This window comes from Burkholderia pulmonis, from assembly GCF_984667975.1.
Map to the genome: position 1 here is coordinate 3,365,612 of NZ_OZ480186.1, position 20,817 is coordinate 3,386,428.

Consider the following 20,817-nt stretch of genomic DNA (forward strand, 5'->3'; position numbering starts at 1 on the left):
TCGCGGGCTCACGCTCAGCATTGAATTGCACGACGCGCCAAATCGCCTGAGCAGGTGGAGATGCACATCGAAATCCGCGCGCGGCGGACCACGCGCCGCCACTCACCGTTAGAATGCACGGCCTTTCGAGTGACCTCGGGAACCGGAAATCCGTGTCGCGACCGCCTCCCGGTATCGTCGCGCGCGCGCGCATTCGGCTAGAATGCGCGGCGCCCCGAATCGCGGAAAAGGCCGGAAACCCGCGCCAGACCGGGCTCGCCGCGCGATCGGGCGCGACGCTCACCGTTGAATTTCACAGCATTTCGCTTCATTTCGCGGCGAGTTGTCCACACCCCGCTGCATGTATCGCGCGGCATCCGGCCACCCTCACCGGTGAAATCCACAGCGTGCCGAGTCGTTTCGACGCGCGGATATCCACAACCCGGCGCGCGACGAAATCCTCACCTGCCAATCGGCGCGCGCACCGGTGTGCCACTTTCGGGGGAAATCGGGGAAAGCCGCAAAGGCTTGTCCAGCAGGCCTCGGCGGCGCCCTCACCGCTCAAATGCACAGCGTTTCGAGTGGCCGTGAGGCCCGGTTGTCCACACCCGTCCGACGAAACCCATCGCAACGACATTCACTCCCGGGCGCCGTTATTCCGCAATCGACCGGATGACCTTTGCCGGATTGCCGCCGACCAGCGTATTCGGCGGAACGTCACGAGTGACGACGGCCCCGGCCGCTACGACCGAATTCTCGCCGACCGTCACACCGCCGATGATCGTCGCGCCCGCGCCGATCCACACGTTCCGCCCGATCACGATCGGCTTTGCGACAACGCAATCGCGGCGCCGCGAAGGCTCGACCGGATGGCCGGACGTGATGAGGCTGACGTTCGGCCCGATCATCACGTCGTCGCCGATCTCGATCCCGCCAAGGTCATAGAAGGTGCAGTTCTGGTTGACGAACACGTTGCGCCCGAGCTTCATGCCGGTACCGCCCGTCGCATGGAACGGCGGGATCAATACGAAGCTGTCGTCCATCTGCGTCCCGATCAGTTCTCCGAACAATATGCGCACGTCCGCCGCATCGTCGAACGTCAGACGGTTGAGTCGCGCGGTGATCGCCATCGCTCGTTTGACCTCGGCCACCATGGCCGCCGATTCGGGCGTTCTTCTCGGAATGATCGTCGTGCGATCGTCGTTTGCCATGCGTGACTGTCTCCAGGGATGACGGCGTTGCGCGACGCGTCGGCGACGCACGGCCGAACGATTGCGTTGCCGCTTATCGGGCACGGCGCAAGCGGCGCAGCACATTGTAGTGATATCGGATTCACGCCCGGATCACCCATTATTTTCATAACTAGTAATTGAATTACTAGTTATTCATACACCCACCGTCACCAAAGGCATTTCCGGATGTTTCGCCTGATTCGTCGTCGGCACGACACGCCAGATCAGGCACGAACAACCGCCCCCTGGCCGGGCGCCCCTGTCCGAACCGCCTGCGCTCGGGTACGCTTGAGCATCCACGGGACCGACACCAGCACCCAGACGCGGAGGCGCGATGAAGCTCTACTACTGGCCGAAAACCCGGGCGTTCAGGGCGTTGTGGATGCTCGAAGAGATCGGCGTGGTGTACGAACTCGTGCCGATCGACCTGCGCTCGCACGAACAGGGCAGCGACGCGTTCGTGCAGGTCAACCCGATGGCCAAGCTGCCCGCGCTCGACGACGGCAGCGCGCCGTTCGCCGAATCGGGCGCGGTGTTGCTCTATCTCGCCGACCGTTGCCCGGGTGCCGGGCTCGGCATTGCGCCCGACGATCCGCTGCGCGGCCGTTTCCTCCAGTGGATGTTCTTCACGCCGACCTGCCTCGAACCGGCGATGGCCGAGAAATTCACCGGCGCGTCCGGCAATCCGGTCGCATTCGGCTGGGGCAACATCGCACGCGTGCAGCGCGCGCTCGCGCAAGCGCTGGCCCACAGCCCCTGGCTCGTCGGCGACCGTTTCACCGCAGCCGACCTGCTGCTCGCCAGCACGCTGAAGATCGCGTTCGACGCGCACTTGCTGCCGCACGAAGGCGTACTCGGCGATTACATCGCGCGCGCCGAAGACCGCGACGCGTTCCGCCGCGCGGTCGCGATCGAACAGCGCGAAGCGGCGCGTCTGCTGCACGCGTGATGCACGAGGGGCGGTACCCGCCCCTCGATCACGCCTGCGCGGCCGGCCCCGGCGCCACGGCGCCCGTATCGGCCACCACGCCCGGCGCACCGTGCTCGCCGGTGTCGGCGTCGATCGGCACGACTTCGTGAAAATGCGTGTAGTCGATGTGCGTGATGCCGTCCTCGTCGTGCATCAGGTCGACGTAGCGGTGACGCCAGCGGATCTCGCCATGCGCCCATGAGTGACGCGCCTGCATGATTTGCGCAGTCGTTTCGTCCGAACCCTCGATCGTGATCAGCAGCGACGCGTCGCGCGCGGCGAGCGATTCGGGCGTCTCGCCGAACAGCGCGCTCGATTCGTCGATCACGTGCATCAGGTTCCAGCCGAGCAGGAAGATCGGATGCTCGTTGCGCACAAGCGGCAGGTCGTGAATCTTGCGCAGCAAGTAGCCCTCGTGCGAGCCTTCGACGCGCATCAGCCGCAACTTCGCCTGCGCCTCGGCAATCACGTTCTGGCGCGCATTCGCGGCGCGCACCATCAGCGTCATCCGGCCGTTCAGCGGCCGCACGATCGCATAGCGCGCGAACAGGATCTTCGCCTGAGGGCGCGAAAAGCGCGCGAACACGAGCCCCGTGGCCAGTGCGATGCTCGACATCCCGACGAAGATCTCGAACGTCGCGACGAGGTGCGCATAAACGGTCTGCGGATGCATGTCGCCGTAGCCGACGGTCGCGAGCGTCTCGACGCTGAAGAAGAACGCGCCGCCGAAGCCGGCCGGCGACTGGTTCGCGATCGGCGCGTGGCCGAGCAGGTAAAGCGTCGCGAAACCGCCGTTGAGCAGCAGGAACAGCACCGCGAGCGACAGGAAGAACACGGGCCAGCTCACCGTCAGCGCGCGATGGTAGAAATCGCGCCAGCCGAGCGGCGGCATCCCGTACGCGATCACCTGGCGGGTACCCGACCAGATCTTGCGGCCACGGCCGCGGGAGGCTGAGGAGGACGAATCGACGTTCATCGCGCGGGCCGGTTGCAGGGAGGCGATGAGCGTAGCACGCGCGACGGCGGCCGGGAATGCGGGCCGGTGCGGAACGGACATCCGCCGCGCGGTCGAAAAAAAACGGCCGCTCAAGCGGCCGGCTGCGTCGTCATCATGCGGACCCGCAAGCTCCGCGCCGCGGTCACTTCCGGTCGACGATCACCTGGTCGAACGTACCGCCGTCGGCGAAATGGGTCTTCTGCGCGTTCGCCCAGCTGCCGAAAACCTGCTCGACGCTGAACGTCTTCAATGCCTTGAACTCCGCTGCATGCTTCTTCAGCACGTTCGCGTCGCGCGGGCGCAGATGGTGCTGCGCGACGATCTCCTGCGCTTCCGGCGTGTACAGGTAGTCGAGATACGCCTGCGCGACCTTGCGCGTGCCTTTCTTGTCGACGACCTTGTCGACGACGGCGACGGGCGGCTCCGCGAGGATGCTCGCCGACGGATACACCGCATCGAACTGCGCGCCCGACGCGCCCGTGTCCATCAGCGCCACTTCGTTCTCGAACGTGACCAGCACGTCGCCGATGCCGCGCTGCGTGAAAGTCGTCGTCGCGCCGCGGCCGCCCGAATCGAGCACCGGCACGTTGCGGAAGATCGCCTTCTCGAAATCGAGCGCCTGCTGGTCGGTCGCGCCCTTCTGCTTCTGGAAACCCCACGCGGCAAGATACGCGTAGCGGCCGTTACCGGACGTCTTCGGGTTCGCGATGATCACCTGGACACCCGGCTTCGCGAGATCGCTCCAGTCCTTGATCGCCTTCGGATTGCCCTTGCGCACGAGGAACACCATCGTCGTCGAATACGGCGAGCTGTTGTCCGGGAAGCGAGCGCGCCAGTCCTTCGGCAGCAGCTGGCCGCGCTCGGCGAGCAGGTCGATGTCGTTCGGCTGGTTCATCGTCACGACGTCGGCCTGCAGCCCCTGCAGCACCGACAGCGCCTGCGCGCTCGACGCGCCGTGCGACTGCTTGATCGCGACCGTCTCGCCGGTCTTCTGCTTGTAGGCGGCGGCAAAGCCCGTGTTGATGTCCTTGTACAACTCGCGCGTCACGTCGTACGACACGTTCAGGATCGACGTGTCCGCGTGCGCGGCCGTCGCCGCCACGACCAGCGCCGCCGCCGCGCCCGTGTGCAGCCAGCGGCCGATCCCCTTGATGCTTGCCATCGTGATATGCCCCGTTTCCAGTGGTAGTGAATGTGCGTGACGGCACGTGTACGCGCTGTCATCGAAACGTAAGCGGGCATTCTAGCGGCCGGGCGCGGCGCGCTTTCCAATCAGTCGTGGAAAGCAAATCTCGAATCCTGCTAAACGGCGGCCGATGCTCGCGCACGCCGCCGGTCCGGTGTTAAGATCGCCGCTCAGCCCACTCACGGTTCACCCATGTCCGCTACCCTGCGCTCGCTCCCGATCCTCGCCGCCATCGCGGCAGGTACGCGCGCGGCCGGGCTGAAACTGAAAAAACGACTCCTCGACTGACGGGGACGTCGCGTCCCGTCAGGCGAATGCCGGACGGGATGCCCGCAGGTCGTTTCATTCTCCTTGCACGCACGCCTCGCTCCGGCACTCCGCCGGCGGAACGGTTCCTTCCCACTCCGTTTCCACCATGAGGCTTTGCATGAACACACGTTTCGAAGGTATCTGGCTGCCGATCATCACGCCGTTCCACCACGGCGAAGTCGATCATGCGGCGCTCGCCCGGCTCGCCCGCCACTATGCGGCCGCGGGCATCGCGGGCTTCGTCGCGGGCGCGACGACCGGTGAAGGCGTGCTGCTCGACGCGCGCGAACAGGACGCGGTGTTCGCGACGCTGCGCGACGCGGCGCCCGGGCTGCCGATCGTCGTCGGACTGACCGCGAGCGCCACGCATTTCGCCGCCGCCCGCGCACGCGAACTCGCGGCACTGCGGCCCGACGGGCTGCTCGTCACGCCGCCCGTCTACGTGCGACCGACGCAGGACGGTATCCGGCTGCATGTCGAGGCGATCGTCGAGGCGGCCGACATGCCGGTGCTCGTCTACAACATCCCGTACCGCACCGGCGTGAACGTCGAACTGGACACGCTGCAGGCGCTCGCACGCGACCCGCGCGTCGCCGGGATCAAGGAATGCGGCGGCACGCTGGACCGGATGAGCCGGCTCGTGCACGACACGCCACTCGCGATCCTGTCCGGCGACGACAACCAGAACTTCGCGGCGATGTGCGCCGGCGCGCATGGCGCGATCGCGAGCAGCGCGCACGTGTTGCCCGAGTGGCACGTGCGCATTCACGCGTTGCTGCGCGACGGGCGGCTCGCCGAAGCACGCCGCATGTCGGTCGCGCTGCAGCCGCTCGTCGCGGCGCTGTTCGCAGAGCCGAATCCGGCGCCGGTGAAGGCCGTGCTGGCGGCGCAAGGGTGGTGCGAGGACGGGTTGCGGTTGCCGTTCGTGCCGGCCAGCGACGCGTTGCGGGAGCGGTTGGCCGCGATCTGCTCGGCGCTCGAAGCCATTGAGCCAAGCGTTGCAGCGGCATAGGCCGCTACATCGCGCATGTCGCTGACGACAGATGAATTCCGATCCGACGGATTATTTCAAACTGTCAGAACCAAAGGCATTCCGTACCGTGCGAGATACGCGTCGGCCGTCACGAGTTGAAGCGGCTCGTGCCGTGCCTGCGCGACCAGCAATCGATCGAATGGATCGCGATGGTGGTGAGGCAAATCGCGCACCGCAGCCCCATGCACGGCCCGAACCGGCAACTCGCGAACCCCGCTCGCGCCGATTGCGCGAATCAGCTTGCCCATGTCGATGTCGAGTTTCCCCAGGCCTGCCTTGATGGCGGCCTCCCAGATGCTCGCGCTGCTGACGAAACGTTCGTCGGCAGCCGAGATCAGTCTGCGCGCCCGTGTGCTGAGCCTGGGATCGTTGGTCACGATCCACAAGAAGATGTGGGTATCGAGCAACAGTCGCATCACCGCCCTTCAAAAGCACCCAGCAGGTAATCGGGCAGCGGCGCATCGAAATCATCTGCGATCCGGACCTGCCCCTGCAGGACGCCGAACCGAATAGGCCGCGAAGCGGGTGCGCACTGTTCGACTGCCCCCCCTCCACCGATCGAAACATCCGCCCGTTGCGACGGATCGATCGCGCCGGCGCCGGGAATGTTCTCTTTTTGCATGACGACCTCCGTTCAAGATGATCATCACTGTAGTCAGGTTCACCCGATCGATCCATTCAGCCGATCGGCAGAGGGGATACCGGGCGACAGCCCGGCGAGACCATCGCGAACGCTCCGTCAGGCCGCCAGCACCACGTCCTCCGTCGCATCCCGCACCGCCTGCGTCACGATCCGCGCGAGCCGGTCGACCGTCGGTGTCGCCGACGACGTGCGCCGCAGCAGGATCAGCGGCAGGCCCGGCAGCGCCGGCAGCCCGTACGACGACGCGTCGAGCACGCGCACCGACGCCGGCAGCCCGTAGTGCGTGCGCACCGTCAGCCCGAGGCCGGCCGCCGCTGCCGCCCACAGCCCGGCAAGGCTCGGGGTCGTGAACGCGACGCGCCACGGCACGCCCGCGCGATCGAGCGCATCGGCTGCCGCGCCGAAGAACCGGCACGGCCGGTCGAACACGACGAGCGGCAACGGCTCGCCCGGCATGCGCACCGGATGGCCGCCCGTTTCGCCCGCACCGCTTTCGGCCCCCTCGTCAGCGCCGCCGTCCGGCACGCCGAAACCACCGGCCCCCGCCGTACCGACCCATTGCATCGGCACCTGCGCGATCACTTCGCTGTCGATTCCCGCCCGCGACACGAGCGCCGCCGACGCCGGATCGCCCCACACGAGCGCGAGATCGAGCTGGTTCGCATCGAGCCGGTCGAGCAGGTCGGCATTGCGCGCCACGCGCGCCTCGATCCGCACCTTCGGATGCGCGCGCGCGAACCGCCCGAGCACGTCGGGCAGGATCGCTTCGCCGAAATCCTCCTGCAGCCCGACACGGACCCAGCCGTCGAGATTCACGCCGCGCACGGCCGCCGCCGCCTCGTCGTTCAGCTCGATCATCCGCCGCGCATAGCGCAGCATCGCGTTGCCGGCGTCCGTCAGCGCAAGCCCGCGCCCGGCTTTCACGAACAGCGGCGTGCCGGCCTGCTCCTCGAGCTTGCGGATCTGCGCGCTCACCGCCGACGACGAGCGCGCGACGCGGTCGGCCGCTTTCGCGAAGCTGCCGAGATCCACGCCCGCGACGAGGCTGCGCAGCGCCGCCACGTCGAAGTTGGGCCGCGCCAGCGTGGCATCGGCCACCGCGAGCGCCTCACCGCCGCTGCGCGGAATGTCTTGTCCGGGCATTTCAATCATCCTGTTTTATCGAACGATTAATCAAAAACTTTCCGATTTTCAGGATGAATGTAGGCCGCCAGACTGTGGATGTCAATTTCCAACCGGGCCCGCCGTCATGGATACCTCGTGCATCGCTTCCCCCTCTTCGCCTGCCCGCGACGTGCGCGGCCCGGCCCATCGCTGGCGCGTGCTGGCGGCCGGCGTCGCCGCGAACATGAGCTTCTCGGCGGCCGCGGCCGGCATTCCGACCACCGCCGTGTGGATGCGCACGGCCTATCACCTCGACAACGGCGCGCTCGGCCTCGTGCTCGGCGCGCTCGGTTTCGGCGTCGCGCTGTCCGAGCTGCCGTGGGGGATGGCCGCCGATCGCTTCGGCGATCGCCGCGTGCTGCTGACCGGGCTCGTCGCGACGGCCGCGATGCTCGCGCTGATGGTGTGCACGATCGTCCCGACCGCGCACGCGGTGCCGCCGCTGATGCGGGTCGTCGCGGCCATGTGCTGCGTCGGCCTGCTCGGCGGCAGCGTGAACGGCTCGAGCGGGCGCGCGGTGATGCGCTGGTTCGGCGCGCGCGAGCGCGGGCTCGCGATGAGCATCCGCCAGACGGCCGTGCCGCTCGGCGGCGGCGTCGGCGCGGCGCTGCTGCCGTCGCTCGCGTCGCATCTCGGTTTCGCCGCGGTGTTCGGCGCGCTGATGTTGCTGTGCGCGGGATCGGCCGCCCTGACCTGGCGCTGGCTGCACGAGCCGCCCGCCGAGCCGGCCGCGGTACGCCTCGCCGCACATCGTCCGGTCGAGCGGCAGCCGTCCGCCGCGCCTGCGCGTAACCCGCTCGCGAGCGGCCCCGTGTGGCGCATCGTGCTCGGCATCGGCCTGCTGTGCGCGCCGCAGTTCGCGGTGCTCACGTTCGCGACGGTGTTCCTGCACGACTTCGGCCGGCTCGGGCTCGCCGGCATCAGTGCGGCGATGGTGGCGCTGCAGCTCGGCGCGATGGTGATGCGCGTGTGGAGCGGCCGCCATACCGACCGGCACGGCAATCGGCGCGCCTACCTGCGCGGTTCCGTCTTCGTCGCGGCCGGGTCGTTCACGCTGCTCGCCGCGGCGACGGCCGGCAGCCCGCATGTCCCGCTCGCCGCGATCGTCGCGATTCTCGTGTTCGCCGGCATTTGCGTGTCGGCATGGCACGGCGTCGCGTACACGGAACTCGCGACGCTCGCTGGCGCGAACCACGCGGGCACCGCGCTCGGGATGGCAAACACGGTCGTCTACCTCGGGCTGTTCGCGACGCCGCTCGCGATTCCGCCGCTGCTCGCCGTCAGCTCGTGGAGCGTGGTGTGGCTCGCGGCTGCACTGGTCGCGGGCGCAACCTATCCGCTGTTCGTCGCGAAATAGCGGCCTGCGTTTCGGCCCTCTGCGCTTCGCGCGGGTGTCGCGGCCACCGTCACGACACCCGCACGCCCGTCAGGCCGCCTCGCGTGCCAGCGCGCGCCGCGCGGCCGGCCGTTCGGCCTCGCGCTGCGCATGCGCGGTCCATGCGGGATGCTGCGCCATGTCGAGCCCGATCGCGACGCCCCAGCGATACAGCACCAGCAGGAACGGATCGACGATCGAATGCGCGCCCGGTTCAGCCCACGTGCGACCGTCGGCGAGCGCGGCTTCGATCGACGCATTCGCGGCTTCGATCGTGCCGCGCCCGTGCACCCTGATCGCGCCATGCAAGGCCGGATCGTCGATGAAGCGGCCCGGCCGCCACAGCGCGCCGTAGCCAACGCCATGCACCCAGCCGACCAGCCAGGCGAGCCATTCGTGGCAGCGCGCCTCGCGCAGCGGATCGCCGAGCGGCAGCAGTTGCGCATCCGGAAAGCGACGCGCGAGATACGTGAGGATCGCCGGCGTTTCGGTCAGCACGCGCGGTTCGCCCGGAATCGCGAGCACAGGCACACGCGCCTTCGCATTGATCGCGAGATAGCGCGCATCGAGGTTCTGCTGCTTCTGCACGGAGACGATCTCGACGTCGAACGGCGCGCCGGTTTCCTCGAGCGCGATGTGGGCGGCAAGCGAGCAGGCGCCCGGCGAAAGATAGAGACGATATGCGTTCATGGTGAGGGTTCCGACGAGGCTGTGGAAGACGGGACCGAGTGTAGGAACGCGTACCGGTGTGCCGCAAACGATGAATTGTCGTGCTCGGACATTAGTGTTACTAATACCCGCATGCGACGCATCCACCTCCCTCCGCTGCAGACGCTGCGCGCGTTCGAGACCGCCGTGCGGCTGCAGAGCTTCACGCGCGCGGCCGATGAACTCGCGCTCACGCAAGGTGCCGTCAGCCAGCACATCCGCGCGCTCGAAGCGCAGCTCGGCTATCCGCTCTTCACGCGCGAACGCAACGGTGCGACGCCGACGCACGCCGCACACGCACTCGCGCTGCAGGTCCGGCAGGGCCTGAGCGTGCTCGAACGCGCGTTCGAACCGGCACTCGCGGTGCGCAACCGTCCACGCACCTGCGACGTGACGCTGAACGTCAGCGTGCTGCCCAGCGTCGCCGAGCGCTGGCTCGCCCCGCGCCTGCCGCGCTTCACCGCCGCCCATCCGCACATCGCGATCGCGCTGCACCCGGACGTCGCGCTCGCACCGCTGCGCAAGCGCGACCGTATCGACGTCGCGCTGCGCTACGGGCCCGGCACGTGGCCGGGCGTCATGGCCGAGAAGCTGATGAACGAAACCGTCTTCCCGGTCGCGAGCCCCGCGTACCGCAATCGCGACGGCGTCGCGCCGCGCACGCCGGCCGATCTCGTCCGCGCGACGCTGCTGCGCCATCCCGCGCAGCCGTGGGAACCGTGGCTCCAGGCCGCGCGGCTCGACCTCACCGAATCCGCGCGCGCACCGCGCTTCACCGATGCGAACGCGCTGATCGACGCGACGCTGCAAGGCCGCGGCGTCGCGCTCGCGCGCCGCTCGCTGATCGAGCCCGAGCTCGCGGACGGCACGCTCGTGCGCGTGTCGACGGTGCGCATCACCGACGTGTATGCGCACTACGTCGTGTGGCGCCCCGGCCATCCTCACGAAGCGGCGATCCGCATCTGGCTCGACTGGCTGCGCAGCGAAGTGCGACGCAGGACGCCGCGGCGCTGACCGACAACGGCCGGCGGCGCCCGAACCCATCCGAAAGCATTTGGTCGGCTTGACGAAAGCATTCCGCGATCCCCCTCCGATCGCAAACGATTCACCGAAACGTCGCATCGCGTCGGCATACTCGAAAACGTTTCCCGATCAGCCTGCCAGGAGAGAAGTCATGCGTCGCGTTTTCGTCGCCGTGGTTCTGTGTGCCGCCGTTTTCGTCGCCGCCTGCAGCGACGACGCACCGCACGACGCCAATGCGGCCGACAGCACGCAGCAGGCCGGCGCATCGAGCAGTTCCGCCAGCGCGTTCAACAGCGACGCCACCGCGAATGCCGCTGCGTCCGATGCCGCACCGCTTGCGCCACCCGTCGTGCACTACCCGCCCGATGACGACGACGACGCCAGGCCCGCGATGAACGCGGCCGCGTCGAGTGCCGCCGCATCGTCGCCGGGCTGATCCCGCCGCTTCCGTCCCCCGACCGCAGAACCGAGGTGAACAACATGACGTCATCGAGCCGCCGCCGTTTCCTGCATACCGTCGCACAATCCGCGGGCGCCGCCGTTGCGCTCAACGCCTTTCCCGAATCGATCCGCCGCGCGCTCGCGATTCCCGCCGCGCGCGGCACCGGCACGATCCGCGATGTCGAGCACATCGTCGTGTTCATGCAGGAAAACCGTTCGTTCGACCACTACTTCGGACACCTGCGCGGCGTGCGCGGCTACAACGACCGCTTCCCGATTCCGCTGCCGAACGGCAAGCCGGTGTGGTACCAGCCGTCGAAGGCCGATCCGGGCAAGCCGGTACTGCCGTTCCGGCTGAACACGCTGACGACGAGCGCGCAGTGCGTGGGCGACCTCGATCACTCGTGGTACAAGACGCACGCGGCGATCGACGGCGGCCGCTACGACCAGTGGCCCGCGAACAAGACCGACATGACGATGGGCTTTCACGTGCGCGAGGACATCCCGTTCCACTACGCGCTCGCCGATGCGTTCACCGTGTGCGACAACTACTTCTGTTCGCTGCCGGGGCCGACGCACCCGAACCGTTCGTACCTGATGACGGGCACGGTCGACCCGACCGGGAAGTTCGGCGGCCCGCTGCTCGACAACAGCGACTATGTCGACGGCGACGGGCCGCCCGCGTACCAGCTGCTGTCGTGGACGACCTTTCCCGAGCGTCTCGAAGCACACGGCGTGTCGTGGCAGATCTATCAGCAAGGGACGACCGGCAACGATCCGTACAACGGCAACTACGGCACCAACGTGCTGCAAAACTTCGCGAACTTCATCAACGCGAAACCCGGTTCGTCGCTGTACCAGCGCGCGCAGACGGTGCGCACGCTCGACAACCTGAAGGACGACGTGATCAACGACCGGCTGCCGCAGGTGTCGTGGCTGTGCCCGCCCGCCGCGTTCTCCGAGCATCCGAAATACACGCCCGCGTACGGCGCGAACTACACGTCGCAGATCCTCGATGCGCTCACGTCGAACCCGGACGTGTGGCGCAAGACCGTGCTGTTCATCATGTACGACGAGAACGACGGCTTCTTCGACCACATCGTGCCGCCGCAGCCGCCGACGTCGGCCGCGCAGGGCGCGTCGACCGTGACGACCGACGGCGAGCTGCATACGGTCGTGAACCCCGGCCGCGGCGGCAGCTACACGGCCGACGGCCTGCCGTACGGCCTCGGGCCGCGCGTGCCGATGACGGTCGTGTCGCCGTGGACGAAGGGCGGCTTCGTGTGTTCGCAGGTGTTCGACCACACGTCGGTGATCCGCTTCATCGGCGAGCGCTTCGGTATCGACGAACCGAACATCACGCCGTGGCGCCGCACCGTGTGCGGCGACCTCACCGCCGCGTTCGACTTCCGCTCGTCGGACGCATCGTTCCCGCCGCTGCCGGATACCAGCCAGTACCGCACGATCGCGGACCAGCAGTGCACGTCGCAGCCCGCGCCGACCGTGCCCGCGACACCGTCGCCGGTTGATCCGCAGGAGCCTGGCGTGCGGCCCGCGCGTGCACTGCCGTACGAACTGCACGTGAACGCGAGCCTCTACGGCGGGACCACCCTGCGCATCGAGTTCGCGAACCGCGGCAACCAGGGCGCGCACTTCCACGTGTATGCGACGAACCGTACCGACGGCCCGTGGCGCTATACGGTCGGCGCCCGTCGCGTGCTGCATGCGGACTTCGACCTGACGGTGACGAACGGCGCGTATGCGTTCTCGGTGTACGGGCCGAACGGCTTCGTGCGCGTGTTCTCGGGCAACGTGTCGGCCACGGCCGCGCATCACCGCAACCCGGCCCAGCCGGAGGTGAAGGCCGGCTACGACATCGCGAACGGGAACCTGTACCTGAAGCTGCGCAACCACGGCGGGGCCCACGTCACGCTGACGCTGACCGACAACGCGTATGGCACGCCGTCCCGGCAGGTCACGCTGCACGGCGGCAACGAGCAGGTCGAGCAGTGGGCGCTCGCGTCGAGCCACCACTGGTATGACGTGACGGTCAGCGACGGCGCGAACGGCACGTTCTCGCGCCGCTTCGCGGGCCACGTCGAGAACGGCCGGCCGAGCTATTCGGACCCGGCCGCCGTCAAACCCGTCTCCGCGTCGTAAGCGCGACGGCGTAACCCGCCAGGCCTCGCCGTCAGACCGCGTGCGCGAGCGCGCGGTCGACGAGCGCGGCCTCGAAGCCGTCGTCCGCATCGCGAAAGCGCAACGGCGCCGCGCAGTGAACCAGCGTGTCGATGAAGTACTTCGCGCGCGGCCACGGTCCGAAGCCGGCCGCCGTGTTGATGTGCCCGGCGTCGCCGAGGTTCACGAACGCGCTGCCGAGGCGCTGCGCGAGCGTACGCGCGTCGGCGAGCGGCATCCACGGATCGGTCTCGCTGCCGATCACGATCGACGGCACCGCGAGCCGGCGTGCGTCGAACGGCCCGGCAAACGTGAATTTCTTCGGGCTGGCCGGCGCGACGAACAGCACGCCCGCGACGTTACCCGCATGCGGCCCCTGCGCGAGCGCATGCGCGGTCGCGAGGCAGCCGAAGCTGTGTGCGGCGAGCACGAACGGGCCGCGCTCGCGATCGAGCAGCGCGCGCACCGATTGCGCCCAGCGTGCGAGATCGGGCGCGTCCCAGTCGTCCTGCTCGACGCGCAGCGAACGCGGAAACTGCCGCTCGAGCCAGGTCTGCCAGTGAGCGCCTTCGCTGCCGTGCAGGCCCGGAACGGTGACGAGCCTCGGCGGCCACGCCGATTTGCTGCATGCGCGCATGATTGCCCTCGCTTGCTTGAAGACGAGGTTCGATTGTGGCGCGGCGTACGCGGCGGCCGAACCAATATTTTGTGCTTTGCTTTCGCGCGGCCGGCCGCCAGCCGGTTGCCCGATGGCGGACCACGCCGGGCGCACGCCCCGCACGACGGCGCGATGCGCCGCGAAACCGTAGAATGTGGGCTTCCCGTCAGCTTCACACGGAACCGGTCCGGGCGCCGACGCGCCGGGCCGGTCGTCAGGAGACGCCCGATGTCCGCTACGTCCGCCGGCGCGCTGCGCCCGGCTCCGCTCACCGCTCCCGTGACGCGCCTCGCCGGCGCGCGCACCGTCACGCAATGAAGATCCTGTTCCATTCCCCGCACCAGGAAGCCGTCGCGTGGCGCGACGAGATCGCGCACGCGCTGCCGGAAGCCGAGTTGCGTGTGTGGCAGCCGGGCGATACGGCCGCCGCCGACTACGCGCTCGTGTGGCGGGCGCCGCGCGAATTCTTCGCGCCGCGCGACGGCCTGCGCGCGATCTTCAACCTCGGCGCGGGCGTCGATGCGCTGCTCGCGCTCGATCGCGCGCATCCGGGCACGCTGCCCGCGCACGTGCCGCTGGTGCGGCTCGAAGATTCGGGCATGGCGCAGCAGATGGTCGAATACGTGACGCATGCGGTGCTGCGCTACCTGCGCCGCTTCGACGAATACGACCTGCAACAGCGCGAGCGCCGCTGGCAGCCGCTCGAACCGCATGCGCGTGCACGCTTCACCGTCGCCGTCCTGGGCCTCGGCGTGCTCGGCACCCAGGTCGCGTGCGCACTCGCCGCCCTCGGCCTGCCCGTGCGCGGCTACAGCCGCAGTGCGAAGCAGCTCGACGGCATCGCGACCTTCGCCGGCGAAGGCGCGTTCGACGCATGCATCGACGGGGCGAAGGTGCTCGTCAACCTGTTGCCGAGCACGCCCGACACCGACGGCATCCTGTCGTCGCGCACGTTCGCGCGGCTCGCGCCCGGCGCGTACCTCGTCAACGTCGCGCGCGGCGCGCATCTCGTCGAAGCCGACCTGCTCGACGCGCTCGCGAGCGGCCGGATCGCCGCGGCCACGCTCGACGTGTTCCATCACGAACCGCTGCCGGAAGACCATGCGTTCTGGCATGCGCCGCGCATCACGATCACGCCGCACAGTTCGGCCGAGACGCTGCGCGAAGAAGCCGTCGGGCAGATCGCCGGCAAGATCCGCGCACTCGAGCGCGGCGAAGCGATCAGCGGCGTCGTCGACTACACGCGCGGCTACTGAATTCCGCCCCAAAGAGACCCCAGGAGACAACCATGACGTTCCCCACCGCCGTCAAGATCGTCGAAGTCGGCCCGCGCGACGGGCTGCAGAACGAGAAGACCTTCGTGCCGACCGACGTGAAGATCGCGCTCGTCGACCGCCTGTCGCGCGCCGGCTTCCGCAATATCGAGGCCGCATCGTTCGTGTCGCCGAAATGGGTGCCGCAGATGGCCGACGGCGCCGACGTGATGGCCGGCATCGAGCGCCGCGCGGGCACCGTGTACTCGGTGCTGACGCCGAACCTGAAAGGCTTCGAGAACGCGGTCGCCGCACGCGCCGACGAAGTCGTGATCTTCGGCGCGGCGAGCGAAGCGTTCTCGCAGCGGAACATCAACTGCAGCATCGCCGAGAGCATCGCGCGCTTCGAGCCCGTCGCGAAGGCCGCGAAGGACGCGGGCCTGCGGCTGCGCGGCAGCGTGTCGTGCACGCTCGGCTGCCCGTACCAGGGCGAGGTGCCGGTCGCGTCGGTCGTCGACGTCGTCGAACGCTTCGCGGCGCTCGGCTGCGACGAGATCGACATCGCCGACACGATCGGCGTCGGCACGCCGAAGCGCACGCGCGAAGTGCTCGCGGCCGTCACGCGCGTGTTCCCGCGCGAACGCCTGTCGGGCCACTTCCACGACACCTACGGCCAGGCGCTCGCGAACATCTACGCCGCGCTGTTCGAAGGGATCGAGATCTTCCACGCATCGGTCGCGGGCCTGGGCGGCTGCCCGTACGCGAAGGGCGCGACCGGCAACGTCGCGACCGAGGACGTGCTGTACCTGATGCAGGGCCTCGGCATCGACACCGGTATCGATCTCGCGCAAGTCGTCGCCGCCGGCGACTTCATCTCGAACGCGATCGGTCGCGCGAACGTATCGCGCGCCGGCCGCGCACTGCTCGCCAAGGCGCGGAGCGCGGCCGACGCCGCGAACTGCGTCTGACCGCGCCCCTCCACGGATTCCTCGACATGACGACACCCGCTTCATTCGATTCCCTCCCCGACTCCGCGCGACGCGTCGCGCTGCTGCTGCGCGAGCGCGGCCATGCGAAAGGCATCGTGATGCTCGCCGAAACCGGCAAGACGTCGGCCGAAGCCGCGGCCGGGCTCGGCTGCTCGGTCGCGCAGATCGCGAAGTCGATCCTGTTTCGCCGGCAGTCGGACGGCGCGCCCGTGCTGGTCGTCGCGAGCGGCGTCAACCGCGTGGATGAAAAGAAGGTCGCCGCGCAGGTCGGCGCGGTCGGTCGCGCGGATGCGAAGTTCGTGCGCGACAACACCGGCTATGCGATCGGCGGCGTTTGCCCGATCGGCCATCTCGTCGAACCCGTCACGCTGATCGATGCCGACCTGCTCGCGCTCGACAGCCTGTGGGCCGCGGCGGGCCATCCGCACGCGGTGTTCAACCTGTCGCCGCACGAACTCGTGTCGCTGACGGGCGCGCCGGTCGCGGACGTTGCGTTGCGGGACGACGCATGAGCGACGTGACGGTGCCGGTCGCCACGGTCGCGTCGCCGTGCACGGACGTCTGCCGGATCGATCCGCGCACCGACTGGTGCGCGGGCTGCCTGCGCACGCGCGGCGAGATCAAGGAATGGCGTACGTCGGACGACGACGCGAGACGTGCGCTGCTCGCGCGGCTCGACGCGCGGCGGCGCCTGCTCGCCGGAAGCGAGACATAAAAAAAAAAGCCGTTCAGCCTCACGGGCGAACGGCATCGAGATCGGAATCCTGTGAACGTGATCAACGTCACAGCCCGCATCATACGAGCGACGCGGCCGCGTTGCATCGGGTGTTTCCCTACAACTTCTTACAGCATTTTTCACGCATGCGCGCGCGGCCCTTTTTCATGCCCGCGCGCGCAATCCTCATTCCCGACATGCGCGTCCGGCGCGCCGCGACGAGCCGGCGCAGCGGCGCCGAATCGCACGACCGTTTCAGTTGCCGACCGCCGCGCGGCGTGCGGGCACGATGCGCCAGCCGAGATTCACGCCGGCCGCCGCGAGCAGGATCAGCAGCGCGCCGAACACCTGCGTCCACGCGAGCGTCTGCCCGAACGCAACGTGATCGACGACGATCGCGACGACCGGATAGACGAACGACAGCGCGCCCGTCATCGCGGTCGGCAGCTTCTGGATCGCGCCGTACAGCAACACATACATCAGACCTGTATTGACCACGCCGAGCACGATCAGGTCGAACCATTGCGCGGCGGTCGCGGGCAGCGTGTCGAAGTGCGCGAACGGTGCGAGCATCACGATGCCGAGGCCGGCCTGCAGCAGCGCGAGCAGATGCGGCGGCGTCCCCTTCAGGTGCTTCGTGACGATCGACGAGATCGCGTACAGGAACGCGGCGCCGAGCGACAGCGCGACGCCCTCCAGATATTCGCCGGGCACCGCCAGCACGGCCGGCTCGACGCGCACCACGAACACGAGCCCGGCGAATGCGAGTGCGAGCCACGCCACCGTCGACGCGGTGATCCGCTCGCGGAACACGATCGCGCCGAGCGCGACGAGCATGAACGGCTGCGTGTTGTAGACGGCGGTCGCCATCGAGATCGACGCGCGCGAATAGGCGGCGAACAGCAGCAGCCAGTTCGCGACGATCGCCACGCTGCCGAGCGTCGCCAGCGCGAGCATCCGCGGCGAGAACAGCGAGCGGCGCAGAAAGCCGAACCCCGCGCAGACGATCGCGAGCGTCGCGGCGCCGAACAGGCAGCGGAAGAACACGACGTTCGTCAGCGGTTGCCGCGACGACATCACGAGCCAGCCGATCGTGCCGGACATCAGCATCGCGACGATCATCTCGGCGGCGCCACGGCGAATTTCATTCGAGGCCATCATGAACTCCGTTGAAGAGAGTGGATGACTTCGATTCTAGAAACTTGCTTTCGCGACAACCATGGCTAAACTGAAGTGAATCGACCGATTCACCTTCGAAAGCAAAGCGATCATGCCGAAACGCCTTTCCCCGCCCGCCGTCGCGTCGCTCGACGCGACCGACCGTGCAATCCTCGCCGCGCTTGCCGAGGATGCGCGCATCGCGACCAGCGAACTCGCCCGGCAGATCGGGCTGTCGGCGCCCGCGACCGCCGACCGCGTGCGACGGCTCGAGGCGCAAGGCGTGATCGCCGCGTTCACCGTCGATCTCGATCCGCGCGCGCTCGGCTACACGCTGCAGGCGATCGTCCGCGTGAAGCCGCTGCCGGGCCAGCTGCATCTGGTCGAGGAGTTGCTGCGGCGGATTCCCGAATTCGTCGAATGCGACAAGGTGACCGGCGACGACTGCTTCATCTGCCGGCTCTACTTGCGCACGATCGGGCACCTCGACGACATCCTGTCGAAGGTGACGGAGCGCGCGGAGACGAGCACCGCGATCGTGAAATCGACACCCGTGCCGCGCCGGCTGCCGCCGCTCGTCGAAGACGACGACGCGCACCGCTGAGCGGCAGGCAGCACGCGCCGCCCGCAAGCGCGCTCACGCAGCCGGGTCGCGCGCCTCGAAGAACGCGAGCAGTTCGTCGATCAGCGCGACGGGCGCCTCTTCCGGAATGTAGTGCCCGCAGTCGAGCGCGCGGCCGCTGACGTCGCGCGCGACGCGCCGCCATTCGTCGAGCGGATCGAAGCAGCGGCCGACGACCCCGTGCTCGCCCCACAGCACGCGCAGCGGGCACGCAACCTTGTTGCCGCGCTCGAGATCCGCACGATCGTGCTCGAGATCGATCGTCGCCGATGCGCGGTAGTCCTCGCACATCGCGTGCACGGCGCCCGGCTGCGCGAGCGCGGCCCGGTATGCGTCGAGCGCTTCGAGCGCGAACGGCGCGAGCCCGGCCGACCGGTTGCCCATCACGCGCTCGATGTACGCATCGGTATGCGCGCCGATCAGCGTTTCGGGCAGCGGCTCCGGCTGGATCAGGAAGAACCAGTGGAAGTACGCGGTCGCGAATGCACGATCGGTTTTCTCGTACATCGCGAGCGTCGGCGCGATGTCGAGCAGCATCATCCGCTCGACCGCGTCCGCATGATCGAGCGCGAGCCGGTGCGCGACCCGCGCGCCGCGATCGTGCGCGCACACATGGAAGTGCTCGAAGCCGAAATGCCGCATCACGGCAACCTGGTCCGCCGCCATCGCCCGTTTCGAATACGGGACGTGCTGCGCGTCGCTCGGCGGCCGGCCGGATGCGCCGTAACCGCGCAGGTCGGTGGCGATCACCGTGAAGTGATTCGCGAGCGTCGCGGCAACGCGATGCCAGATCATGTGGGTTTGCGGATGTCCGTGCAGCAACAGAAGCGGCGGACCCGCGCCTCCTTTGACACCGAATATGTCGGTGTCCTGCACCGTCACGCGAAACGGTGCAAACGCCTCAAACGACATGGTTTATTTCTCGTTGGTTTGTTATGGCGGCTATTTTAGGAGCGCTCGCGCGTCTTCACAGCGGGGTAACCGCCAGAAACCCTAGAAAGAGAACACTCACTCGATTGCCGCCACACCGCGCAATTTGTTAAGCTCGCGTAGAATCGCACGACCGTTCGTATTAATATGAACGAACGCGTTCCGCAGCTACACTCGAATCACCGTTCGACCGCAACGCTTGCCGTCGATGCCGGCGCGATCGCGCGGGCATCGACCGCCCCTGGAGACTGGAGACTTCACATGGCATTGCCCACTGTCCTGCAGAACCTGACGCTGCCCGTCATCGCGTCGCCGATGTTCATCGTCAGCTACCCCGAACTCGTGCTCGCGCAATGCAAGGCGGGCATCGTCGGTTCGTTCCCCGCGCTCAATGCGCGCCCGGCCGAACTGCTCGACGAGTGGCTCACGCAGATCCAGTCGGAGCTGGCCGACCATAAGGCGAAACACCCCGATGCGGTGATCGGCCCGATCGCGGTCAACCAGATCGTCCACCAGTCGAACGCGCGGCTCGAGCACGACGTGCGCGTGTGCGTCGAGCACAAGGTGCCGATCTTCATCACGAGCCTGCGTGCACCGGCACGCGAGATCGTCGACGCGGTGCACAGCTACGGCGGCATCGTGCTGCACGACGTGATCAACCTGCGCCACGCGCAGAAGGCGCTCGAAGCCGGTGTCGACGGGCTGATCCTCGTCGCGGCCGGCGCCGGCGGCCACGCGGGCACGACGTCGCCGTTCGCGCTCGTCGGCGAAGTCCGCAAGATCTTCGACGGCCCGATCGTGCTGTCCGGCTCGATCGCGAACGGCGGCTCGATCCTCGCCGCGCAGGCGATGGGCGCCGACTTCGCGTACATGGGCACGCGCTTCATCGCGACCCAGGAAGCGCACGCGATCGACGACTACAAGCATGCGATCGTGAACGCGAAATCGTCGGACATCATCTACACGAACCTCTTCACGGGCGTGCACGGCAACTACATCCGCGAGAGCATCGAGAAGGCCGGCCTCGATCCGGACGCACTGCCGGAATCCGACAAGACCAAGATGAATTTCGGCAGCGACAAGACGAAGGCGTGGAAGGACATCTGGGGTGCCGGCCAGGGCGTCGGCCTGATGGACGACCTGCCGAGCGTGGGCGCGCTCGTCGAGCGGCTGAAACGCGAGTACGACGACGCGAAGGCACGGCTCGGCATCCCGCGCTGACGGATACGGCGGCCGTCGGGGCCGCCATCGACG

22 protein-coding genes are annotated in these 20,817 nt (G+C 68.2%); 12 read left to right on the forward strand and 10 right to left on the reverse strand.

The genetic code is table 11. The annotated features are described in order from the left end of the window. Positions 1 to 632: 632 nt before the first annotated feature. On the reverse strand, positions 633 to 1,190 hold the full coding sequence (locus tag AC5LXK_RS15620) for a sugar O-acetyltransferase (protein WP_493391233.1): 558 nt from the start codon (positions 1,188 to 1,190) through the stop codon (positions 633 to 635). Positions 1,191 to 1,545: 355 nt separating this feature from the next. Between AC5LXK_RS15620 and AC5LXK_RS15625 the strand changes: the two genes are divergently transcribed. After that, on the forward strand, positions 1,546 to 2,160 hold the full coding sequence (locus tag AC5LXK_RS15625) for a glutathione S-transferase family protein (RefSeq protein ID WP_493389612.1): 615 nt from the start codon (positions 1,546 to 1,548) through the stop codon (positions 2,158 to 2,160). 28 nt (positions 2,161 to 2,188) lie between these two features. Here AC5LXK_RS15625 and AC5LXK_RS15630 read toward each other — a convergent pair whose 3' ends face one another. Together AC5LXK_RS15630 and AC5LXK_RS15635 are read right to left on the reverse strand one after the other, a co-directional pair. Further along, positions 2,189 to 3,157, reverse strand: a complete 969-nt coding sequence (locus tag AC5LXK_RS15630; RefSeq protein WP_493389613.1) for an ion channel — start codon at positions 3,155 to 3,157, stop codon at positions 2,189 to 2,191. Between the two features lie 163 nt (positions 3,158 to 3,320). Beyond that, positions 3,321 to 4,340: a sulfate ABC transporter substrate-binding protein gene (locus tag AC5LXK_RS15635; RefSeq protein WP_493389614.1), complete on the reverse strand. Its 1,020-nt coding sequence runs from the start codon at positions 4,338 to 4,340 to the stop codon at positions 3,321 to 3,323. 451 nt (positions 4,341 to 4,791) lie between these two features. Here AC5LXK_RS15635 and dapA point away from each other — a divergent pair, with 451 nt between their 5' ends. Beyond that, a complete protein-coding gene (gene dapA, locus AC5LXK_RS15640; RefSeq protein ID WP_493389615.1) occupies positions 4,792 to 5,685 on the forward strand; it encodes a 4-hydroxy-tetrahydrodipicolinate synthase in 894 nt (297 codons plus the stop codon). Between the two features lie 56 nt (positions 5,686 to 5,741). On the opposite strand, the gene AC5LXK_RS15645 is transcribed toward dapA, so the two are convergent. The 3 genes from AC5LXK_RS15645 to AC5LXK_RS15655 all read right to left on the reverse strand — a co-directional run bounded on the left by AC5LXK_RS15645 (position 5,742) and on the right by AC5LXK_RS15655 (position 7,492). Next, complete coding sequence (locus AC5LXK_RS15645) at positions 5,742 to 6,122, reverse strand: type II toxin-antitoxin system VapC family toxin (RefSeq protein WP_493389616.1); 381 nt, start codon at positions 6,120 to 6,122, stop codon at positions 5,742 to 5,744. After that, on the reverse strand, positions 6,122 to 6,328 hold the full coding sequence (locus AC5LXK_RS15650) for a hypothetical protein (RefSeq protein ID WP_493389617.1): 207 nt from the start codon (positions 6,326 to 6,328) through the stop codon (positions 6,122 to 6,124). The genes AC5LXK_RS15645 and AC5LXK_RS15650 overlap by 1 nt, the downstream gene beginning before the upstream one ends. 117 nt (positions 6,329 to 6,445) lie before the next feature. Continuing rightward, positions 6,446 to 7,492 carry a LysR substrate-binding domain-containing protein gene (locus AC5LXK_RS15655; protein ID WP_493389618.1) on the reverse strand — a complete coding sequence of 349 codons (1,047 nt, stop codon included), beginning with the start codon at positions 7,490 to 7,492 and terminating at the stop codon, positions 6,446 to 6,448. Between the two features lie 106 nt (positions 7,493 to 7,598). On the opposite strand from AC5LXK_RS15655, the gene AC5LXK_RS15660 reads away from it, so the two are divergent. Further along, positions 7,599 to 8,870: an MFS transporter gene (locus AC5LXK_RS15660; RefSeq protein ID WP_493389619.1), complete on the forward strand. Its 1,272-nt coding sequence runs from the start codon at positions 7,599 to 7,601 to the stop codon at positions 8,868 to 8,870. Positions 8,871 to 8,939: 69 nt separating this feature from the next. Here AC5LXK_RS15660 and AC5LXK_RS15665 read toward each other — a convergent pair whose 3' ends face one another. Next, complete coding sequence (locus AC5LXK_RS15665) at positions 8,940 to 9,578, reverse strand: glutathione S-transferase family protein (RefSeq protein WP_493389620.1); 639 nt, start codon at positions 9,576 to 9,578, stop codon at positions 8,940 to 8,942. 111 nt (positions 9,579 to 9,689) lie between these two features. Between AC5LXK_RS15665 and AC5LXK_RS15670 the strand changes: the two genes are divergently transcribed. From AC5LXK_RS15670 to AC5LXK_RS15680, 3 genes are all read left to right on the forward strand, one after another. Further along, the gene (locus AC5LXK_RS15670; RefSeq protein WP_493389621.1) at positions 9,690 to 10,610 is read left to right on the forward strand and encodes a LysR substrate-binding domain-containing protein; all 921 of its coding nucleotides are present in this window, start codon (positions 9,690 to 9,692) and stop codon (positions 10,608 to 10,610) included. A gap of 160 nt (positions 10,611 to 10,770) precedes the next feature. After that, positions 10,771 to 11,055, forward strand: a complete 285-nt coding sequence (locus AC5LXK_RS15675; RefSeq protein WP_493389622.1) for a hypothetical protein — start codon at positions 10,771 to 10,773, stop codon at positions 11,053 to 11,055. A gap of 44 nt (positions 11,056 to 11,099) precedes the next feature. Next, a complete protein-coding gene (locus AC5LXK_RS15680; protein ID WP_493389623.1) occupies positions 11,100 to 13,220 on the forward strand; it encodes a phosphocholine-specific phospholipase C in 2,121 nt (706 codons plus the stop codon). Between the two features lie 31 nt (positions 13,221 to 13,251). Here AC5LXK_RS15680 and AC5LXK_RS15685 read toward each other — a convergent pair whose 3' ends face one another. Further along, complete coding sequence (locus AC5LXK_RS15685) at positions 13,252 to 13,875, reverse strand: RBBP9/YdeN family alpha/beta hydrolase (RefSeq protein ID WP_493389624.1); 624 nt, start codon at positions 13,873 to 13,875, stop codon at positions 13,252 to 13,254. A 335-nt stretch (positions 13,876 to 14,210) separates the two neighbouring features. Between AC5LXK_RS15685 and AC5LXK_RS15690 the strand changes: the two genes are divergently transcribed. From AC5LXK_RS15690 to AC5LXK_RS15705, 4 genes are read left to right on the forward strand one after another with little or no spacing between them, the layout of a single operon-like run. Further along, a complete protein-coding gene (locus AC5LXK_RS15690) occupies positions 14,211 to 15,152 on the forward strand; it encodes a 2-hydroxyacid dehydrogenase (RefSeq protein WP_493389625.1) in 942 nt (313 codons plus the stop codon). Between the two features lie 32 nt (positions 15,153 to 15,184). Beyond that, complete coding sequence (locus AC5LXK_RS15695) at positions 15,185 to 16,117, forward strand: hydroxymethylglutaryl-CoA lyase (RefSeq protein ID WP_493389626.1); 933 nt, start codon at positions 15,185 to 15,187, stop codon at positions 16,115 to 16,117. A gap of 26 nt (positions 16,118 to 16,143) precedes the next feature. Next, the gene (locus AC5LXK_RS15700) at positions 16,144 to 16,650 is read left to right on the forward strand and encodes a YbaK/EbsC family protein (protein ID WP_493389627.1); all 507 of its coding nucleotides are present in this window, start codon (positions 16,144 to 16,146) and stop codon (positions 16,648 to 16,650) included. After that, the gene (locus tag AC5LXK_RS15705; protein ID WP_287737065.1) at positions 16,647 to 16,853 is read left to right on the forward strand and encodes a DUF1289 domain-containing protein; all 207 of its coding nucleotides are present in this window, start codon (positions 16,647 to 16,649) and stop codon (positions 16,851 to 16,853) included. Before AC5LXK_RS15700 ends, AC5LXK_RS15705 begins: the two co-directional genes overlap by 4 nt. 255 nt (positions 16,854 to 17,108) lie before the next feature. On the opposite strand, the gene AC5LXK_RS15710 is transcribed toward AC5LXK_RS15705, so the two are convergent. Beyond that, the gene (locus AC5LXK_RS15710) at positions 17,109 to 18,011 is read right to left on the reverse strand and encodes a DMT family transporter (protein WP_493389628.1); all 903 of its coding nucleotides are present in this window, start codon (positions 18,009 to 18,011) and stop codon (positions 17,109 to 17,111) included. A gap of 112 nt (positions 18,012 to 18,123) precedes the next feature. Here AC5LXK_RS15710 and AC5LXK_RS15715 point away from each other — a divergent pair, with 112 nt between their 5' ends. Beyond that, complete coding sequence (locus AC5LXK_RS15715) at positions 18,124 to 18,615, forward strand: Lrp/AsnC family transcriptional regulator (RefSeq protein ID WP_493389629.1); 492 nt, start codon at positions 18,124 to 18,126, stop codon at positions 18,613 to 18,615. A gap of 33 nt (positions 18,616 to 18,648) precedes the next feature. Here the strand turns inward: AC5LXK_RS15715 and AC5LXK_RS15720 are convergent, their stop codons facing one another. After that, positions 18,649 to 19,545: an alpha/beta fold hydrolase gene (locus AC5LXK_RS15720; RefSeq protein ID WP_493389630.1), complete on the reverse strand. Its 897-nt coding sequence runs from the start codon at positions 19,543 to 19,545 to the stop codon at positions 18,649 to 18,651. Between the two features lie 279 nt (positions 19,546 to 19,824). Between AC5LXK_RS15720 and AC5LXK_RS15725 the strand changes: the two genes are divergently transcribed. Further along, complete coding sequence (locus AC5LXK_RS15725) at positions 19,825 to 20,784, forward strand: NAD(P)H-dependent flavin oxidoreductase (RefSeq protein ID WP_085042742.1); 960 nt, start codon at positions 19,825 to 19,827, stop codon at positions 20,782 to 20,784. Positions 20,785 to 20,817 lie beyond the last annotated feature (33 nt).

Bases quoted from the DNA above. Each gene is read 5' to 3' on its own strand.
- AC5LXK_RS15620 (WP_493391233.1), bottom strand. From the start codon at position 1,190: ATGGCAAACGACGATCGCACGACGATCATTCCGAGAAGAACGCCCGAA.
- AC5LXK_RS15625 (WP_493389612.1), top strand. From the start codon at position 1,546: ATGAAGCTCTACTACTGGCCGAAAACCCGGGCGTTCAGGGCGTTGTGG.
- AC5LXK_RS15630 (WP_493389613.1), bottom strand. From the start codon at position 3,157: ATGAACGTCGATTCGTCCTCCTCAGCCTCCCGCGGCCGTGGCCGCAAG.
- AC5LXK_RS15635 (WP_493389614.1), bottom strand. From the start codon at position 4,340: ATGGCAAGCATCAAGGGGATCGGCCGCTGGCTGCACACGGGCGCGGCG.
- dapA (WP_493389615.1), top strand. From the start codon at position 4,792: ATGAACACACGTTTCGAAGGTATCTGGCTGCCGATCATCACGCCGTTC.
- AC5LXK_RS15645 (WP_493389616.1), bottom strand. From the start codon at position 6,122: ATGCGACTGTTGCTCGATACCCACATCTTCTTGTGGATCGTGACCAAC.
- AC5LXK_RS15650 (WP_493389617.1), bottom strand. From the start codon at position 6,328: ATGCAAAAAGAGAACATTCCCGGCGCCGGCGCGATCGATCCGTCGCAA.
- AC5LXK_RS15655 (WP_493389618.1), bottom strand. From the start codon at position 7,492: ATGCCCGGACAAGACATTCCGCGCAGCGGCGGTGAGGCGCTCGCGGTG.
- AC5LXK_RS15660 (WP_493389619.1), top strand. From the start codon at position 7,599: ATGGATACCTCGTGCATCGCTTCCCCCTCTTCGCCTGCCCGCGACGTG.
- AC5LXK_RS15665 (WP_493389620.1), bottom strand. From the start codon at position 9,578: ATGAACGCATATCGTCTCTATCTTTCGCCGGGCGCCTGCTCGCTTGCC.
- AC5LXK_RS15670 (WP_493389621.1), top strand. From the start codon at position 9,690: ATGCGACGCATCCACCTCCCTCCGCTGCAGACGCTGCGCGCGTTCGAG.
- AC5LXK_RS15675 (WP_493389622.1), top strand. From the start codon at position 10,771: ATGCGTCGCGTTTTCGTCGCCGTGGTTCTGTGTGCCGCCGTTTTCGTC.
- AC5LXK_RS15680 (WP_493389623.1), top strand. From the start codon at position 11,100: ATGACGTCATCGAGCCGCCGCCGTTTCCTGCATACCGTCGCACAATCC.
- AC5LXK_RS15685 (WP_493389624.1), bottom strand. From the start codon at position 13,875: ATGCGCGCATGCAGCAAATCGGCGTGGCCGCCGAGGCTCGTCACCGTT.
- AC5LXK_RS15690 (WP_493389625.1), top strand. From the start codon at position 14,211: ATGAAGATCCTGTTCCATTCCCCGCACCAGGAAGCCGTCGCGTGGCGC.
- AC5LXK_RS15695 (WP_493389626.1), top strand. From the start codon at position 15,185: ATGACGTTCCCCACCGCCGTCAAGATCGTCGAAGTCGGCCCGCGCGAC.
- AC5LXK_RS15700 (WP_493389627.1), top strand. From the start codon at position 16,144: ATGACGACACCCGCTTCATTCGATTCCCTCCCCGACTCCGCGCGACGC.
- AC5LXK_RS15705 (WP_287737065.1), top strand. From the start codon at position 16,647: ATGAGCGACGTGACGGTGCCGGTCGCCACGGTCGCGTCGCCGTGCACG.
- AC5LXK_RS15710 (WP_493389628.1), bottom strand. From the start codon at position 18,011: ATGGCCTCGAATGAAATTCGCCGTGGCGCCGCCGAGATGATCGTCGCG.
- AC5LXK_RS15715 (WP_493389629.1), top strand. From the start codon at position 18,124: ATGCCGAAACGCCTTTCCCCGCCCGCCGTCGCGTCGCTCGACGCGACC.
- AC5LXK_RS15720 (WP_493389630.1), bottom strand. From the start codon at position 19,545: ATGTCGTTTGAGGCGTTTGCACCGTTTCGCGTGACGGTGCAGGACACC.
- AC5LXK_RS15725 (WP_085042742.1), top strand. From the start codon at position 19,825: ATGGCATTGCCCACTGTCCTGCAGAACCTGACGCTGCCCGTCATCGCG.